This window comes from Affinundibacterium macrobrachii (genome assembly GCF_014652415.1).
Lineage (GTDB): Bacteria > Pseudomonadota > Gammaproteobacteria > Burkholderiales > Burkholderiaceae_D > Undibacterium > Undibacterium macrobrachii.
Window position 1 is genome coordinate 199,549 of sequence record NZ_BMYT01000004.1, and the last position, 17,702, is coordinate 217,250.

Genomic DNA, 17,702 nt, shown 5'->3' on the forward strand with positions numbered 1-17,702 from the left:
GCGGTATAATTCGAATTTCCCGCTTGTGCCGTTGGGCACCTTCTGCAATGACTAAGTTCGTATTCGTTACTGGGGGCGTCGTCTCCTCTCTAGGCAAAGGCATCGCTGCTGCCTCACTTGCTGCTATTCTTGAATCACGCGGCCTCAAAGTTACCATGCTCAAACTCGATCCCTACATCAATGTGGACCCGGGTACCATGAGTCCATTCCAACACGGTGAAGTGTTCGTTACAGATGACGGCGCTGAGACTGATCTGGATTTGGGTCACTATGAGCGTTTCATCTCTGCGAAGATGAAAAAAGTAAATAACTTCACGACTGGCCAAATTTATGAATCTGTGATTCGCAAAGAGCGTCGTGGTGAGTACTTGGGTAAAACAGTGCAAGTTATTCCGCACATCACGAATGAAATTCAAGAGTACATCCATCGCGGCGCGTCAGGTTTTGACGTTGCTTTGGTTGAAATCGGTGGCACGGTTGGTGATATTGAATCCCTACCTTTCTTGGAAGCAGCACGTCAATTGAGTTTGCGCGCTGGAAAAAATTCATCTGCTTTCGTGCATTTAACTTTGGTTCCTTTCTTGGCGTCGGCTGGTGAATTGAAAACCAAACCAACCCAGCACAGTGTACAAAAATTGCGTGAAATCGGTATCTTCCCTGATGCCTTATTGTGCCGTGCTGATCGTCGCATTCCGGATGATGAGCGTGCCAAAATTTCTTTATTCTCAAACGTCGCTGAAGAAGCAGTGATTTCTGTTTGGGATGCAGATACGATTTATAAGATTCCACAAATGTTGCATGATCAAGGCTTAGACAAGATCATCTGCGACAAATTAGGTCTGGCACCAAAACCAGCCGATTTGAGCATGTGGGATAAATTGATTTATGCATTAGAAAATCCAAAAGAAGAAGTCACGATCGGCATGGTGGGTAAGTATGTTGACTTGACTGAGTCCTACAAGTCTTTGACCGAAGCTTTGCGTCATGCCGGTATTCATACTGAAAGCCGCGTCAATATCGAGTATGTCGATTCGGAAGAAATTGAAGCGCATGGCACTAAAGCATTGGAAAAATATGATGCGATTCTGGTTCCAGGTGGCTTCGGTAAGCGCGGTGTCGAAGGCAAGATTTTGGCAGCACGTTATGCGCGCGAAAACAAGATTCCTTATCTCGGTATTTGCTTAGGTATGCAAGTCGCTTTGATTGAATACGCACGTAACAAAGCGGGCTTGGCGATGGCGAACTCGACTGAGTTTGATCTCGAAACAGAACAACCCGTGGTTGCTTTGATCAATGAATGGCAAAGCCACGATGGTAAAGTCGAATTGCGCGATGAAAATTCCGATCTCGGTGGCACCATGCGTTTAGGTGCACAGACCTGCGCGGTTCAACCAAATACTTTGGCATCCGATATTTACGGTAATGTCGTGACTGAACGTCACCGCCATCGTTATGAGGCAAATAACCATTACTTAAAACGCGTTGAAGATGCGGGCTTGGTTGTATCTGCACGTACGCCGACCGAAGATTTGTGCGAAATTATTGAATTACCGAAGAGCGTGCATCCATTCTATTTAGGTGTGCAATATCATCCTGAATTCAAGTCGACGCCACGTGATGGCCATCCATTATTCACTGCATTTGCAAAAGCGGCCTTGGCACATAAAGCAGCAACAAAAGCAGCTTTGGTGAACAATCAAGCGCAAGCATAAGGAGTTTGACAATGAAATTATGTGGATTTGACGTTGGTCTGGATCAGCCTTTCTTTTTGATCGCAGGTCCTTGTGTGATCGAGTCGCATCAAATGGCGATGGATACGGCAGGTGCTTTGAAAGAGATCACGAGTGAACTCGGTATTCCTTTCATTTATAAATCGTCCTTTGATAAAGCCAATCGTTCTTCCGGCACCTCGTTCCGTGGCTTAGGCATGGAAAAAGGTTTGGAGATTTTGGCGGATGTGAAGAAGCAATTGAATGTGCCAGTGCTGACGGATATTCATGAGATCGATGAGATTAAACCAGTGGCAGCGGTAGTCGATGTTCTGCAAACGCCCGCATTTTTGTGTCGTCAAACCAATTTCATCCAAGCTTGTGCGCAATCCGGCAAGCCGGTGAATATCAAAAAAGGCCAATTTTTAGCACCACACGACATGATCAATGTGATCGCAAAAGCGCGCTTGGCGGCAAAGCAAGCTGGCTTGCCCGAAGATAATTTCATGGCCTGCGAACGTGGCGTATCTTTTGGTTATAACAATCTGGTGTCCGATATGCGCTCACTAGCCATCATGCGCGAAACCAATTGCCCAGTCGTATTTGATGCAACGCATTCTGTACAACTGCCTGGTGGTCAAGGTACTTCGTCTGGCGGTCAACGTGAATTCGTGCCGGTATTGGCGCGTGCAGCAGTAGCGGTGGGTATCGCAGGCTTGTTCATGGAAACACATCCAAATCCTGCGCAAGCGATGTCTGATGGTCCGAATGCAGTTCCACTCGGACGTATGAAAGAATTGCTCGCAACCTTGTTAGATTTAGATCGCATCGTTAAGAAAAACGGATTTTTAGAATCTAGTTTTAATTAAGACTAAATGCCTCGCAAAGCCGAATGGTTTTGCGGGGCAAATTTTTATTGTGGCTTTGCTCCTTTTCCTTCATGGGGAGGGGATAAAAAACATACATAGTGGTGCTTTGATATTTTGAGCGAACGACGAGTTTTTATAGCCAATTTTTTGGTGAGTTGTGGAAAAAGATAATCGCTTCAAAACCACACGTGTGTATTGAAGCTAAGAGTAACCAGACCCTTGAAAACACCAAGGCGTTTGCCGCGATTTAACGAGTTTTTATCCGAATACTTGTGATTGTCTACACCATGAACTAGCTCTGTTTGAGCCGTTTTTTGTTGATTAATTTTTGAATGAATTTTGATTGTTTAGGAGAATTTGCATGAGTGCTATCGTTGATATTATCGGTCGTGAAGTAATTGATTCACGCGGCAATCCAACTGTGGAATGTGATGTGTTGTTGGAATCTGGCGTAATGGGTCGTGCTGCTGTGCCTTCTGGTGCATCAACAGGCTCTCGTGAAGCGATCGAATTGCGCGATGGTGACAAGTCTCGCTACATGGGTAAGGGTGTATTGAAAGCCTGTGAAAACATCAACACCGAAATCGCTGAAGCGATCATGGGTTTAGATGCGAATGAACAAGCGTTCTTGGATCGTACCTTGATCGATTTAGATGGCACAGAAAACAAAGCACGCTTGGGCGCAAATGCGATGTTGGCGGTATCAATGGCGGTCGCGAAAGCGGCAGCGGAAGAAGCTGGTTTGCCTTTGTACCGTTATTTCGGTGGCTCAGGTGCAATGCAATTGCCAGTGCCAATGATGAACGTGATCAACGGTGGCGCACATGCAGACAATAACTTGGATTTGCAAGAATTCATGATCATCCCAGTTGGCGCACCAACTTTCCGTGAAGCGATTCGTTACGGTGCCGAAGTATTCCATAGCTTGAAAAAAATCTTGCACGACAAAGGTTTGACGACCGCTGTTGGTGACGAAGGTGGTTTCGCACCTTCAGTAGAAAATCACGAAGAAGCGATCAAGTTGATCATTCAAGCGATTGAAGCTGCTGGTTACACACCAGGCACACAAATCGCCTTGGGCTTGGATTGCGCCGCAAGCGAATTCTACAAAGATGGTAAATACCATTTGGAAGGCGAAGGTTTGACTTTGTCTTCAACAGATTTCACTAACTTGTTGGCGACATGGTGCGATAAATATCCAATTATCTCTATCGAAGACGGCATGGCTGAAGGCGATTGGGAAGGTTGGGCGATTCTGACTGAAAAACTCGGTAAGAAAGTACAAATCGTCGGTGACGACTTGTTCGTCACGAATACCAAGATTTTGAAAGAAGGCATACAAAAAGGTATCGCTAATTCTATCCTGATCAAGATCAACCAAATCGGTACTTTGACAGAAACGTTTGCTGCGATCGAAATGGCAAAACGTGCTGGCTACACTGCAGTGATTTCACATCGTTCTGGTGAAACAGAAGACAGCACAATTGCTGACATCGCAGTCGGTACAAATGCATTGCAAATCAAAACAGGCTCGATGTCTCGTTCTGATCGTATGGCGAAATACAATCAGTTGTTGCGTATCGAAGAAGATCTGGGCGAAATCGCTAGCTACCCAGGTCGTGATGCGTTTTATAATTTGAAATAATCGCATCGAGTAGCTTAATCGTCATACCGGGCTTGACCCGGTATCCATGTAATTAACATATGAGTGAAAAAAATGGATGCCGGATCAAGTCCGGCATGACGCGAGAGCGTTAGTTGTTTGTTAGATAGAAGTTATCGATGTATTTTCTAAAAACTGGCCTAAATTTTCTTTGAATTATTTCTCTGATCTAAGATCGCATGCGCCTAATTACTATCGCTTTGTTGGCTTTGTTAGTCCTGATCCAGTATCCGCTGTGGTTAGGTAAGGGCGGTTGGCTGCGCGTATGGGAATTGGACAAGCAAGTGAATGCAGCCCATGCAAAAAATGAAGAATTGAAAGCGCGCAATGCGAAATTAGATTCTGAAGTACAAGATCTTAAAAATGGTACAGCCGCAGTTGAAGAACGTGCCCGTTTTGAACTTGGAATGATTAAAAAAGACGAAATCTTTGTGCAGATTTTGGATGCGGGAAGTAAGTTAGAAAGTAAGCCCCAAACCAGTGTTCACAAACCAGCGAGCGTGAAACCAAATTAAGTTAGCTTAAGCCTCTATAAGTTATATCAGAACTATTTGCTCATCAGTAAATTTGTGTGATCGAAGCAATTTAGTGTTTGACGCGAATATTGATTACTTGCGTTTCCCCAGTAATTTTTCAAACGCGATTTCAACTTCTGCAACGCTTGGTGGTTTTCCCTGATCACCTAAATTGATGATCTTGTCTGACCAGTTTCCCTCAGTCTTCCATTTTGGTGAATCGCAATAAAGTTCTATGGTCGGTGTCTCATAGGCGGCAGCGATGTGAACTAAGCCTGTATCGACACCTATGACCAAGGCAGCTTTTTGCGCTAATACCGTAGCTTCTTGCATCGATAACTTAGGTAATACAACTGCATTGCTCATGTGTTCTGTCATTGCTTCCGCTTCGCGTTTTTCCGCTTCGCTACCCCATGGCAGCAAGATAGGCCAGCCAGTTACCTGTAAATCGCGTGCCGTGCCTATCCAATTGTGGCGCGACCACTTTTTTGATTCTCCTGCGGTACCATGAAAGAAGACGATGTAGGGCGTTGCGGGCATCCATGCTGGTTGTAAATCGAGTTTTTGCAAACCAAAACTCGCAGGTGTATCGACTTTGTAATTCAGCGCTGCAGCTGCCACCAAGCGACCACGAAGAACAGCATGTGTTCGACGATCGACCGGTATGCTCACATCATGAAAAATTCTGGAGACACCTTCATAACCAGAGCCTTCGGTACCATTGGCTAAGCCTACTTTTTTACCATTGACTGACTTACGTGCCATCCCCATGATGACGCCGGTTTTCAGCAGACCTTGAGTATCAAAAATAAAGTCGTAAGCTTCTTCACGTAGGGTGCGATAAAAATGTTTGATCTCGGCACGCGTTTCTTTATTGCCCAAACTCTTACGCCAGCGTCTTTGCGCGTAGGCGATGACCTTATTCACTTTCGATTGAAGTTTGACCAAGTTCACATAAGCTTCTTCCACCACCCAATCAATTTGAGCGTCAGGATAGTGCGCTTTGATGTCATCCACCATGGGCATGTTGTGGAGCACATCGCCAAGAGAGGAAACGCGGATCAATAGAATTTTCACGTTATTGAATTGATTTGATTTAAAAAAATGACTGTCAGCTGTTTGAATTCTGCTTGTGTTTACTCCCTTCTCCCGCGAGCGGGAGAAGGGCAGGGGATGAGGGACGTCGTGTAGGTAAAATGAAGTTTCGTTTTAGCATCCAAATAGAACGACATTTAATATACCTTTAGCCAACCTGAACTACCCTCACCCCAACCCTCTCCCGCCTGCGGGAGAGGGGGTGTTCAACTGAATTTAATAGGGTAAAACCGCATCCGGTTTCACTGCCAAAATCGCAGCTTTCAAAGCTGCCTGAATTCGTGCCAAAGCTTCCGGCGTTTCTGCTTCAAAACGCATGACGATGACTGGCGTGGTGTTTGATGAGCGCGCTAATCCAAAGCCGTCGGGATATTCGACACGTAAACCATCGATATCAATGATTTCGGTCGCGCCAGGGAAATTTGCATTTTTTTGCATCTCAGCGATGATTGCAAAATTTTCGCCTTCACTTAGTTTGATTTGTAGCTCTGGCGTGCTGCTTGATTGCGGTAAGTCTTTCAGCGTGGTAGTCATATCCGCGACTTTACTCAGGATTTCCAATAAGCGTGCGCCTGCATACAAACCATCATCAAAGCCATACCAACGATCTTTAAAAAACACATGACCACTCATCTCGCCACCTAGAGGTGAGCCGGTTTCTTTGAGTTTGGCTTTGACCAAGGAGTGACCCGTTTTCCACATCAAGGGTTGGCCGCCATGTGACTTAATCCAGCTAGACAAATGACGCGTGCATTTCACGTCGTATAAAATTTGCGCACCTTTATTGCGACTTAATACATCGGCCGCGAATAACATTAGTTGGCGATCTGGATAAATGATGTGACCATCTTTGGTGACGACGCCAAGTCGATCACCATCACCGTCAAATGCGAGCCCAATTTCGGCATCAGAATTTTGTAAACAACGAATCAGATCTTGTAGGTTTTCTGGATGGGCAGGATCGGGATGGTGATTCGGGAAATTGCCATCAACCTCGCAAAATAATTCAGTCACTTCGCAACCCATCGCACGGTATAAGTCACCTGCGAATGCGCCTGCAACGCCATTGCCGCAGTCCACCGCAATCTTGATTTTGCGTGTGAGCTTGACGTCGCTGACGATGCGTTCCAAATATGCCGCTTTGATGTCATGGGTGCTGTATGTTCCTTCGCCAACCGCGAAATCTTTGGCGACGATGCGGTCGTACAAGGCGAGTATGGTATCGCCATAAATCGCTTCGCCTGCTAACACCATTTTGAAGCCGTTGTAGTCAGGCGGATTATGACTGCCCGTGACCATGATGCCGGATGTCGCGCCTAATACGTTGGTGCCGAAATACACCATCGGCGTGGCGACCACGCCGAGGTCAATCACATTGATGCCTGTCGCTTGCAAGCCCATAGCCAAGGCTGCCGCTAATGACGGACCCGATAAGCGTCCATCGCGACCGATGACGACGGTTTTTTCGCCTTTGGCAAGCGCAGCACTACCGAAGGCTTGTCCAATCGCGTAGGCAACATCGACATCTAATGTCTTATCAATGATGCCGCGGATGTCGTAGGCTTTAAAAATACTTTTGGAAAGTAGGGACATAAAATTTACCTGTAAATTAATTTTTTTAAAACCTCTCAATACCGAGGTTTTTATGTTTTGTTCTTCAACTGCCAAATAAAATCTTCAATACCGCACTGCGGTTGATATTCAATAACCAATCGCTGTATCAAACTGCGAATTTTTTCATAATCAAAATGCTGGCAAGCCTGCTCTAATTCTTCTAAAGCTGCTCGTAGTTCTTCCCAAGCTAATTCGGCTTCTTGCGCGCGCATGATTAATGGATGCGTGGTGCGTTCCACATTGTCGCCAATCAGCAATTCTTCGTACAGCTTTTCGCCAGGGCGTAAACCGACTTCACGGATTTCTATCGTACCTTCGGGATGTTCGGCTGATTTCACTTCCAAGCCGCACAAATGTACCATGCGACGCGCTAAATCGATGATACGGACAGGTTCACCCATATCGAGTACAAACACATCACCACCTTGTCCCATCGCGCCCGCTTGCAATACCAATTGTGCTGCTTCGGGAATCGTCATGAAATAGCGCGTGATTTCCGCATGCGTCAAAGTAATCGGGCCGCCTTGCATAATTTGCTTGCGGAATAGGGGAACCACAGAACCAGAGGAGCCTAGTACATTACCAAAGCGAACCATGCAAAAACGTGTGCCAGTTTGACGACGTGCGTTGGCTTGTAAAATAAGTTCGGCTAAGCGTTTGGTCGCACCCATCACATTGGTCGGACGTACCGCTTTGTCTGTTGAGATTAAGACGAATTGTTTAACGCCCGCATCGATTGCCGCTTGCGCTAATTTGTAGGTGCCAAATACATTATTGCGTATCCCTTCGATGGGGTTATGTTCGACAAGTGGCACATGTTTATAGGCGGCTGCGTGATATACCGTATCAATTTGAAAACCGCGAAAAATTTTGTCTAGCTTGGCGCTATCGTGTATCGATCCTAAGAAAGGTTTGATCTCGCATTTCAATTGCAATTGATCGAGCAAAGCACTCAATTCTTGCTCTATCGAATACAGTGAAAATTCTGACATTTCCAAGAGCATTAAGCTGTTGGGTTTTTGGCGCAAAATTTGGCGACATAATTCCGAACCGATAGAGCCGCCCGCGCCGCTGACTAAAACATTTTTATTCGTAATGCAAGTGGCTAGTAATGCTTCATCGGGTTCTACCTGATCGCGTCCTAGCAAGTCTTCAATTTCGACATCGCGAATATCTTGCACACGCAATTCACCATTGATCAAACTTTTGATCGATGGTGTGACTTTGACGCGCAACTTATAAGTTTCTAGATGATCGAGAATTTGTTTTTGTTTGGCTTTTGAAACACTAGGTAGAGCAAGCAAGACTTCTTTGATACCAAAGTTTCTCACTAGCTGAGGAATTTGTTCAACCGCATAGACTTTGATGCCCGCGATTGACGAGCCATGCATGGAACGATTGTCATCGATGAAGGCGATACAATCGAGTTCGTGCCCTGCGCGTAAAGCATTGGCGAGCTGCATGCCAGCGGTACCCGCACCATAGATGGCGATTTTGGTTGCGTTGGGATTGCGGCGTAAACCGCCGAGGTAAGCGCGTGCGGCTAAGCGACTGGCACCGACGTAAAGTATCGCGCCAGACCAGTAAATGACAAAGACCGCACGTGAGATTGCGGTTAGCTGCAACATAAAACTGAGAAAGGCAAGCGCCAATACAGATAGACTTACGCCGATGATAACGACACTGACCATTTTGTGATCAATGTAACGTATCACCGCGCGGTATAAACCAATTTTGATGAAGATCGGAATGGCGAATAGAGGTACTGCTGCGATTAACCAAGCATAGTGTTTGATTAATTCAATATTAATCGTCTCATAGCGAGTGAGGATCGCCAGCATAAACGCAAGCGGCAAAAAAATGGCGTCAACGGCACCCGCAATAATTTGTTTTTGTAAGCGTGGAAGATTAACTAATGCTTGCATCATGATTTAGGAGTTTGCCCAGTTTGATTTGTCTTAGTGGGTGACGCCATCACGTTTAATCACTTTAAAGAAAGTGCGAAACAAAATTTGAATATCTAGTAGCAATGATTGATGCTGTAAATAATAAGCATCCAATTCAACTTTTTGTGGAATTGGTAGTTCATCACGACCATTGATCTGCGCCCAACCAGTTAAACCAGGAACGATGGTGTGAACTTGCTTCTCGGTACGCAAAGCAATTAAATCAGCTTGATTGTACAGAGCGGGGCGTGGGCCAACAAAACTCATATCGCCTATGAGAATACTCCATAGTTGTGGCAATTCATCTAGACTTGATTTACGCAAAAACGAGCCAACTGGTGTCAGATACTGATCTGGATTACTTAATAAATGCGTCGCAACTGCTGGCGTATCAATTCGCATAGAACGAAACTTCGGCATCTTGAAAATACGATTGTAGCGACCAACACGATCAGACCAATAAATCACTGGTCCTTTCGATGTTAGTCTAACCATCAGCGCCACTATGACGAATGGAATCACTAAGATGATGGCCGCGATCAAAGCGAGTATTAAGTCAGCTAGTCTTTTCATAAATTCTACTTATTGATTTGAATGAGGCTTGTGATCTGAAATCAGGCTTGCAGCACTTTCTCGCAAACCTTGCTGTATGGTGTAAGGTGGCGACCACTCCATTTGCTTCTGCGCTTTTTGGCTATCGACACGTAATGATTGACACAAACGATCTGTAATATTTTTTTTGCCGATTAATTTTGCCGCAAAAGTCATTAAGCTAACCGGGAATGGAAGTAATCGCGAAGGCACTTCCAGCGCTTTTGCCGCTTCTTGTAGCAATTCTGTTGTGGATAAATCTCTGCCATCAGAAACCAAAAAGACTTGGTTAAATGCACGCGGGTCTTGCACACAATGCAGAATAAAGTCGCACAAATTTTTAACGAAGACAATGCTACGTTGGTTATGAATACTGCCAAGCGGCAGCGGGATTTGTTTTTTTACCCAAATTAATAGGCTAAGAAAGTTGGCCGCAACGCCCTTACCGTAGACTAAAGGAGGACGAATGATGGTGATTGCCATGCCTGAACGTTGTCCCAATTCCAGTAGTGCCGCTTCGGCTTCTTGTTTGGATATACCGTAGGGATCACTTGCCGATGGTGGATCGTTTTCAGAGAATGCTTGTCCATCGATCGTCATTTCGCCGTTGACTTTGACGGAACTCAAATAAATAAACTGACGCACTCCTGCTGCAGCAGCTTGTTCAGCTAAACGTAAGCTCCCGTATAAATTGACTTCACGAAATGCGGTCAAAGGGTCGGTCGCAGTATCGTTCATCACATGCACTCGCGCAGCACAATGAATCACCGTATGGACATTGTTTAAATGCGGCTGCCAATCAGTTTGACGATCAATGTTTTGAATTTGGCTGGCCCGTGAATGTGATGTCGCATTTTTGCTTGCACGGATAGGGCAAATGACTTCGCGATTTTGCGCCAAAGCCATTTGTAAAAGATGTGAGCCAACAAAACCAGTTGAACCCGTGATGAGGATTTTATTATTCATAGTGCCGCAACTAATTTCTAGTATCTGGTGTGCTTTTGCCGGAATAGGCAGGGCTTAGACGCAAGTAACGACGTAATAGAAATTTGGAGAAACTGTGAAAGAACCAGCGTGCATGCTGCGAAAAAATATTGCGATTCTTATGTGCCGCAGTATGAATAGCTTTTAAGTGCGGGTAATAGTAGACCGCTTGCTGATGATAGAGTCGTGCACGGTAGCAGATATCGACATCTTCAAAATACATAAAATAACTAGGATCGAATCCACCTAGAGCGCGATAAAGCGCTGGTTCAAACGCTAGAAATGCACCAGAAGCCCATTCAACCGCAATCGCATCTGTCGCTGCTGCGATTCTATCTTTATCATATGTTTCGCTGAAGGTGTTCACCAAAGGCATCTTCATAATCGATAGCATGCCGGGAAAATGCCGAATATTTTTATCAGGCACCTGCATCGCTTGATCTCGGTAGAGATTGAGCGTTGCGATCGCGTGGCCTGAAGTGCGCATTTTTTCTGTCAACGCAAACACGGTTTCAGGCGTAACGGTAATATCAGGATTCATCACCAGGAAGAAATCGTCAACCTCGAAACCTGATTGCGCTTCGATCAATTTGAACAGGTAATTATTATTTTCACCAAATCCTAGACCGGCGTCAGCATCGGTGTAAAACACTTGATGTTGCTCGCAAAAGGTTTTTAACGTGGCTGCAGGCTTATTATCTTTGATCCAAATTTTTAGATGCGTGCGTTCGTCCAACAGTCCGCCTAGCCGACTGTCGATTAAAAGTTGCTCGTGCCCATGACTAATAATAGCAACATGAATCATCTAGGCAATCCTACTAAATTCGTTGGTTGATGAGTCTCTTGCATCACGATGATAAAAGTGTTTGATTGGTCGAGTCAGATTTAAATAGACGTCGTGCCGCAAAGTGTAATAGTACCCAATCCACGCTTACTCGGCAGACCCAAGCGAAGGCTGCCCCCATTAAACCAAATTCTTTTGTGAGTAAAACCAGCAAAGCCATATAAAAGAATAATTCGAATAAATGGAATAACGCCGTTGTTTTGGTATTGCCCGTTGCGTGTAGCAGGGTATATGGTACTACAGCGATGCCGTTAATAAAGGTACCGAATACTAAAACCACAGTGATAGGGAAAGCTTTTTGTGCAAATTCGGGTGAAATCCACCATGAGAATCCAGGATAAGCGATCACTAAAGTCAGCACGCAAAGTCCCGCCATGATTTTTACCATGCGGCGTAAGTTACTAGAGTAGGAAAGATGTAGTTCTGTTCTTTGCGTGATTGTGGCAAAGACGGGCATTAATGCGCCGCAAATAGCTATAGGGATCATCAGTAAGCGCATCAAGCCTTCTTGTGGAATCGCATATTCTGATAATTTATCCGCACCCACCAAGGCGCTGACGAAAAAACGATCACCATAAACCATTAACGGACTCACTATCCCAGTCACTGTGACCCAAAATCCATACGAGACAAGCTGACGGATTTGCAGCTTCATGCTTCCCAAGTTCTGTTTAACTTCTGCTACTTGATGGCGAATAAATAAATAGTGTTTGAGTTGAAATGCGCCGTATAAAACGGTGATCAAGCGGGCCGCAACCAAGTAAACAGTGATTTTCCACAAGCTATTACCATGCAGCATGATCGATAGCGCAGGCAGAATAAACATGCTAAATCCAAGAAAAATCTTGTTAATGTTGGATTCTTTAAATTGACCGAGTCCTTCAAGTGCGCCACGCATGCCGCTGGTGAGCGTCGCAGGAATTACGCCTAGGGCGGTGATTTGTAAAGCAAGCTTGGTTTCGTGCTGCCATGTTGGTGTAATTTTTAACCAATCATGTGCCAGTGGATAGGCGAATCCCATAATTAGCAAGAAACCGAGTACACCAGTTACTGCCGTCAATAATAATCCAGCGTTCAGAATATGGTGGATTGCATAGCGACGTTGCTCAGCATTCGCTTCCTGCATTGAGCTTTGAAGACGACTGACCTCATAGGTTAAAGCACGTCCAGCGCCAAAATCAAAAAAATTGAAATACCCAATCAAGGCCCAAATCAACGTCAAGACGCCGAAACCCTCGGCGCCTAATTCTCTTAAGGTGTAAGGAATGCAGAACGCTGCTGCGAGCAAAGGAGAACCGCTGCCAATCAGATTCCAGATGGTATTTCTTTTTAGTGACATATCAGTTGTCAGCTTCGCGCTGTTTGGCTTCCGCCATCGCTTGTAGGCAAGCGTGTAAAGCCACATCCCAAGCTGGTAGCTTAATTCCAAATTGATGAACTAGCTTGGTTTTATCCAAACGTGAATTTTGCGGTCGCTGGGCTGGGGTAGGGTAGGCTGAGCTTGGGATGCCGTGTATTTGCGGCAGCGGTGCGCTTAATAAACCAAGTTGTGCCGCATAGGTCGCAATCTCTTGACTGAATTCGCACCAATTAGTCACGCCATCTGGCGTCAGATGATAAATGCCTTGGTGTGTTTGCCACCATGTCTTTGGAGATTCTGCTTGTTGTAATTGAGCCAGAATTTGTTTCGTGGCATCGCTCAGAAACATCGTTGAACTTGGTGTGCCCCATTGATCTGCGACGATATTGAGCTCAGGCTTTTCTTTTGCTAAGCGCAAAATCGTTAGTAGGAAATTTTTGCCGAAATCGGAATAGACCCAACTTGTGCGAAGAATCATATGCGCACATCCGCTATCGACGATGGCCTGTTCGCCTGCCAGTTTGCTAGCTCCGTAGACATTGAGTGGCGCGCATTGATCTTGTTCTGTGTAGGCGCTAGCCGTTCCATCCGAATTGATTTTACTACCATCGAAAACATAGTCGGTTGAAAAGTGGATTAAGCCAATACCCAAACGCTTTGCTTCCTGTGCTAAAACGGCCGGAGCTTCGGCATTGACCCGATAAGCTAGTTCGCTTTCTTTTTCTGCCAAATCAACTGCAGTGTAGGCAGCCGGATTGATGATCAAATCGGGTTTGCATTGTTGAATGTAGGGCGCAATCGATGCACTGTTTGATAGATCTAAATCGGCTCGGCGTGGGGTGATCAGTTCAGCGACATCAGCTAAATTTGTCGCTAAAGTACGACCAAGTTGACCGCTTGTTCCCGTCAACAAAATTCTCATGCAAAAACCTCAGCATCGGCCAATAATTTGCCCAATTGATCTTTGCCAGACAAAGCGGGTGCGCCATTCACAACACCATCAAGTGGCCAGTGAATCCCTAATGCAGGATCATTCCATAGCAAGCAGCGCTCATGTTCTGGTGCCCAATAGTCGGTGGTTTTATACAGAAATTCCGCATAGTCACTGGTAACAATAAATCCATGAGCGAAGCCAGGTGGAATCCACATTTGGCGCGAATTGCTGGCGGATAAAACCGCTGAGGTCCATTTGCCGAAGTTGGGCGAGCTACGACGTAGATCAACTGCGACGTCGAATACTTCACCTGCGATTACACGTACCAATTTACCTTGCGCTTGTTGAATTTGATAATGTAATCCACGTAATACACCTTTGGCAGAGCGAGAATGATTATCTTGTACAAATTCTGTCTGGATGCCTGTGCATGCGGCAAAGGTTTTGGCATTAAAGCTCTCGTAAAAAAAGCCACGTTCATCGCCAAATACTTTGGGTTCTAATATGAGGACTTCTGGTAAATCGGTTTGGATAATATTCATAAAATACTTTTAAAAACTTGTTTGATTCAGTAAGCGCAATAAATATTGACCGTATTCATTCTTTTTTAAGGGCTGTGCCAAATTCTCTAATTGAAGTGCATCGATGTATCCCTTGCGGAATGCAATTTCTTCCGGACAGGCGACTTTTAAGCCCTGACGTTTTTCTATCGTAGCGATAAATTGGCTCGCATCCAAAAGGGAGTCATGCGTGCCGGTATCCAACCACGCCATACCGCGGCCCATCAATTCAACTTTCAACTGACCCTGCTGTAAATAGACATTATTCACATCAGTAATTTCTAATTCGCCACGCGCCGAGGGTTTGATGTTGGCCGCAATATCGCAAATTTGTTGATCGTAAAAATACAGGCCAGTGACGGCGTAGTTTGATTTTGGTTTGAGTGGTTTTTCTTCTATGCTGATTGCATTGCGCTGTGCATCAAAATCCACCACGCCATAGCGTTCAGGATCATGCACGTGATAGGCAAAAACGGTTGCGCCTTCTTGATTGCTATTCGCACTACGCAGCATAGCTTCAAACTCGTGACCGTAATAAATATTGTCACCTAGAATTAAAGCTGATGGTGAATTGCCGACAAATTCTTTACCGATAATAAAGGCTTGTGCCAAGCCATCTGGCGACGGCTGAACCGCGTAACTAAGATTAATACCCCACTGTGCGCCATCACCAAGAAGCTCTTGAAAGCGAGGCGTATCTTGTGGCGTTGAGATGATGAGAATGTCTCGTATGCCCGCTAACATCAACGACGTTAGTGGGTAATAAATCATGGGTTTATCGTAGATCGGTAACAACTGCTTGGATACCGATTTCGTCACAGGATAAAGGCGGGTGCCTGAGCCGCCCGCCAATATGATGCCTTTACGTTGAGTTTGCGTCATGGAAGTCTCTTCTTTTTAGTTTTCTTCGTATCTTAGTTATTACGGATTTATTGCGGGTTTAGGCTTGATTTTGATATTGCAGATTGACCCAATTCTTGTATTCGCCAGAGAGAACTTGTTCGGTCCAAGCATCGTTTGCCAAGTACCAACTAACCGTTTTACGCAAACCAGTTTCAAATGACTCGGCTGGTTTCCAGCCAAGTTCGCGCTCAATTTTGCGTGCGTCTATCGCATAGCGTTTATCGTGACCGGGTCTATCTTTTACATGGCGAATTTGATCGCGATAGCTGCCACTCGCTTTTGGCTGCAATTCATCCAATAGGTCGCAGATGGTGTGCACTACATTTAAATTGGTTTTTTCATTCCAACCGCCGATGTTATAAGTTTCACCTGGGCGTCCCGCCTCTAAAACTCGGCGAATGGCTGTGCAATGATCACTCACGTATAACCAATCTCTGACTTGGCTACCGTCACCATAGATCGGTAAATCTTTTCCTGCACGAGCATTGGTAATCACCAGTGGAATCAGTTTTTCTGGAAAGTGCAGAGGGCCGTAGTTGTTCGAGCAATTGGTGGTTAAGGTCGGCAAACCATAAGTATGGTGGTAAGCGCGTACCAAATGATCGGACGCAGCTTTTGATGCTGAGTAAGGGCTATTCGGCGCATACGCTGTGGTTTCAGTGAATGGAGGATCGTTCGCTTCTAAGCTGCCATACACTTCATCGGTTGAAACATGCAAAAAGCGAAATGCAGTTTTTTCTGCATCTGGCAAAGCTTGCCAATAACTCCGAACGGATTCTAAAAGGCTAAACGTGCCGTTGACATTAGTTTCGATAAACGCGGCAGGGCCATGAATTGAACGGTCAACATGGCTTTCTGCTGCAAAATGCACAATCGCTCTGGGACGGTGTTCTTGTAATAGACGATCAACCGTTACTTTGTCATTGATGTCGGCATGCACAAACAAATGGCGTGCGTCATCTTTTAATGATCTGAGATTATTAAGATTGCCAGCGTAGGTGAGCTTATCCAGATTAATGACCGACTCATTATTTGTTGCGAGCCAATTCAGAACAAAATTTGCACCGATAAAACCTGCGCCGCCAGTCACTAAAATCATGCTGAAATCCGATCTTGATTGTTTTTTTATGAAAGTCCGCAATTTTACGCCACTTGGGTGTTATTTCGGTATCTGAGTAGTGCTTTTTATACCTCGCTGGATATGCAAGTTGCAATTAAGGTAATTTGACTTCAATATTTCTCACTTTTTGCTAAGTTATTTCTGTTTTTTACGCAAAAAAGCGCATTTTTCCTCTTGAATTGTTGAATACCCACCTCATTTATATGGGCAATGCTTGATTTTTATGGAGATTGTGAATGCAAGAGCAAGATAAGCCAGTAGAAAATACTGAAACAATAGCAACATCCGTTGATGTTGAAGCCTTCCAGGCAGCTGCTGCGCAAAATCAGGTTGAACCTGAGGCCGTCATCGAGCCAGGTGTTTCAGCGGAGACTTTGGCGCAGTTAGAAGCGAAAGTGCTGGAATTGCAAGATGCGTTTATGCGTGCCAAAGCGGAAGGTGAAAATATTCGCCGTCGTGCGCAAGAAGATATTTCAAAAGCACATAAATTTGCGATCGAAAGCTTTGCGGAATCTTTAGTCCCAGTAAAAGATAGTCTCGAGATGGGTTTGAGAGTTGAAACGCAAACGGTCGAATCAATTAAAGAAGGTGTTGAGATGACTTTAAAGCAACTCAATGCCGCTTTCGAGAAAAATCGCCTACTTGAAGTTAATCCACAACAGGGCGAGAAGCTTGACCCGACAAAGCATCAAGCGGTATCGATGGTGCCTGCAGAACAAGAAGCAAACACGATTGTGACAGTCTTGCAAAAAGGTTACATGATTGCAGATCGTTTGTTGCGCCCAGCATTGGTTACCGTTGCGCAAGGCAAGTAAATTCAGCAAGTAATATTGATTTAGAGAGCGTCTAAATGCGCTCGATATGCACTGTAAATCAGTCTGAAACTAGATAAAAGCAGTAAAAAGTAAGAGAAAACGCATAAAAATCTAAAGAAAATGCGAAAAGTATCTTGAAAAGCAGTTTATTTGCCATACATCAGAAACAGAAGAGCGCAG

Annotated in this window: 16 protein-coding genes; 5 read left to right on the top strand and 11 right to left on the bottom strand. The window is 45.0% G+C overall.

What is annotated here, in order from left to right:
* The first annotated feature begins 47 nt into the window (after positions 1 to 47).
* The 4 genes from IE103_RS12895 to ftsB all read left to right on the top strand — a co-directional run bounded on the left by IE103_RS12895 (position 48) and on the right by ftsB (position 4,756).
* Positions 48 to 1,712: a CTP synthase gene (locus tag IE103_RS12895; RefSeq protein ID WP_189346541.1), complete on the top strand. Its 1,665-nt coding sequence runs from the start codon at positions 48 to 50 to the stop codon at positions 1,710 to 1,712.
* A gap of 11 nt (positions 1,713 to 1,723) precedes the next feature.
* Entirely contained in the window at positions 1,724 to 2,578 is an 855-nt protein-coding gene (kdsA, locus tag IE103_RS12900; protein ID WP_189346542.1) for a 3-deoxy-8-phosphooctulonate synthase, read from the top strand.
* Positions 2,579 to 2,939: 361 nt separating this feature from the next.
* Positions 2,940 to 4,223: a phosphopyruvate hydratase gene (eno, locus tag IE103_RS12905; protein WP_189346543.1), complete on the top strand. Its 1,284-nt coding sequence runs from the start codon at positions 2,940 to 2,942 to the stop codon at positions 4,221 to 4,223.
* Positions 4,224 to 4,420: 197 nt separating this feature from the next.
* Positions 4,421 to 4,756 carry a cell division protein FtsB gene (gene ftsB / locus IE103_RS12910; RefSeq protein ID WP_189346544.1) on the top strand — a complete coding sequence of 112 codons (336 nt, stop codon included), beginning with the start codon at positions 4,421 to 4,423 and terminating at the stop codon, positions 4,754 to 4,756.
* A 93-nt stretch (positions 4,757 to 4,849) separates the two neighbouring features.
* Here the strand turns inward: ftsB and waaC are convergent, their stop codons facing one another.
* From waaC to rfbB, 11 genes are all read right to left on the bottom strand, one after another.
* Positions 4,850 to 5,833: a lipopolysaccharide heptosyltransferase I gene (gene waaC, locus IE103_RS12915; RefSeq protein WP_189346545.1), complete on the bottom strand. Its 984-nt coding sequence runs from the start codon at positions 5,831 to 5,833 to the stop codon at positions 4,850 to 4,852.
* A gap of 234 nt (positions 5,834 to 6,067) precedes the next feature.
* A complete protein-coding gene (locus IE103_RS12920; protein WP_189346546.1) occupies positions 6,068 to 7,444 on the bottom strand; it encodes a phosphomannomutase/phosphoglucomutase in 1,377 nt (458 codons plus the stop codon).
* 50 nt (positions 7,445 to 7,494) lie between these two features.
* Positions 7,495 to 9,393, bottom strand: a complete 1,899-nt coding sequence (locus IE103_RS12925) for a polysaccharide biosynthesis protein (RefSeq protein ID WP_308426994.1) — start codon at positions 9,391 to 9,393, stop codon at positions 7,495 to 7,497.
* Positions 9,394 to 9,423: 30 nt separating this feature from the next.
* Positions 9,424 to 9,984 (bottom strand): sugar transferase, encoded by a 561-nt coding sequence (locus IE103_RS12930; RefSeq protein ID WP_189346547.1) that lies wholly within the window; start codon positions 9,982 to 9,984, stop codon positions 9,424 to 9,426.
* A gap of 9 nt (positions 9,985 to 9,993) precedes the next feature.
* Positions 9,994 to 10,968, bottom strand: coding sequence for a UDP-glucose 4-epimerase family protein (locus tag IE103_RS12935; RefSeq protein WP_189346548.1), 975 nt, complete (start codon positions 10,966 to 10,968; stop codon positions 9,994 to 9,996).
* 10 nt (positions 10,969 to 10,978) lie between these two features.
* Positions 10,979 to 11,791 carry a glycosyltransferase gene (locus IE103_RS12940; RefSeq protein ID WP_189346549.1) on the bottom strand — a complete coding sequence of 271 codons (813 nt, stop codon included), beginning with the start codon at positions 11,789 to 11,791 and terminating at the stop codon, positions 10,979 to 10,981.
* Positions 11,792 to 11,834: 43 nt separating this feature from the next.
* Positions 11,835 to 13,169: a flippase gene (locus tag IE103_RS12945; protein WP_189346550.1), complete on the bottom strand. Its 1,335-nt coding sequence runs from the start codon at positions 13,167 to 13,169 to the stop codon at positions 11,835 to 11,837.
* 1 nt (position 13,170) lies between these two features.
* Positions 13,171 to 14,112, bottom strand: coding sequence for a dTDP-4-dehydrorhamnose reductase (rfbD, locus tag IE103_RS12950; protein WP_189346551.1), 942 nt, complete (start codon positions 14,110 to 14,112; stop codon positions 13,171 to 13,173).
* Complete coding sequence (gene rfbC / locus IE103_RS12955; RefSeq protein WP_189346552.1) at positions 14,109 to 14,666, bottom strand: dTDP-4-dehydrorhamnose 3,5-epimerase; 558 nt, start codon at positions 14,664 to 14,666, stop codon at positions 14,109 to 14,111. Before rfbC ends, rfbD begins: the two co-directional genes overlap by 4 nt.
* A 9-nt stretch (positions 14,667 to 14,675) precedes the next feature.
* A complete protein-coding gene (gene rfbA / locus IE103_RS12960; protein WP_189346553.1) occupies positions 14,676 to 15,566 on the bottom strand; it encodes a glucose-1-phosphate thymidylyltransferase RfbA in 891 nt (296 codons plus the stop codon).
* Positions 15,567 to 15,624: 58 nt separating this feature from the next.
* Positions 15,625 to 16,686, bottom strand: coding sequence for a dTDP-glucose 4,6-dehydratase (rfbB, locus tag IE103_RS12965; RefSeq protein ID WP_189346554.1), 1,062 nt, complete (start codon positions 16,684 to 16,686; stop codon positions 15,625 to 15,627).
* Between the two features lie 257 nt (positions 16,687 to 16,943).
* On the opposite strand from rfbB, the gene grpE reads away from it, so the two are divergent.
* Positions 16,944 to 17,522, top strand: coding sequence for a nucleotide exchange factor GrpE (gene grpE / locus IE103_RS12970; protein ID WP_189346555.1), 579 nt, complete (start codon positions 16,944 to 16,946; stop codon positions 17,520 to 17,522).
* Positions 17,523 to 17,702 lie beyond the last annotated feature (180 nt).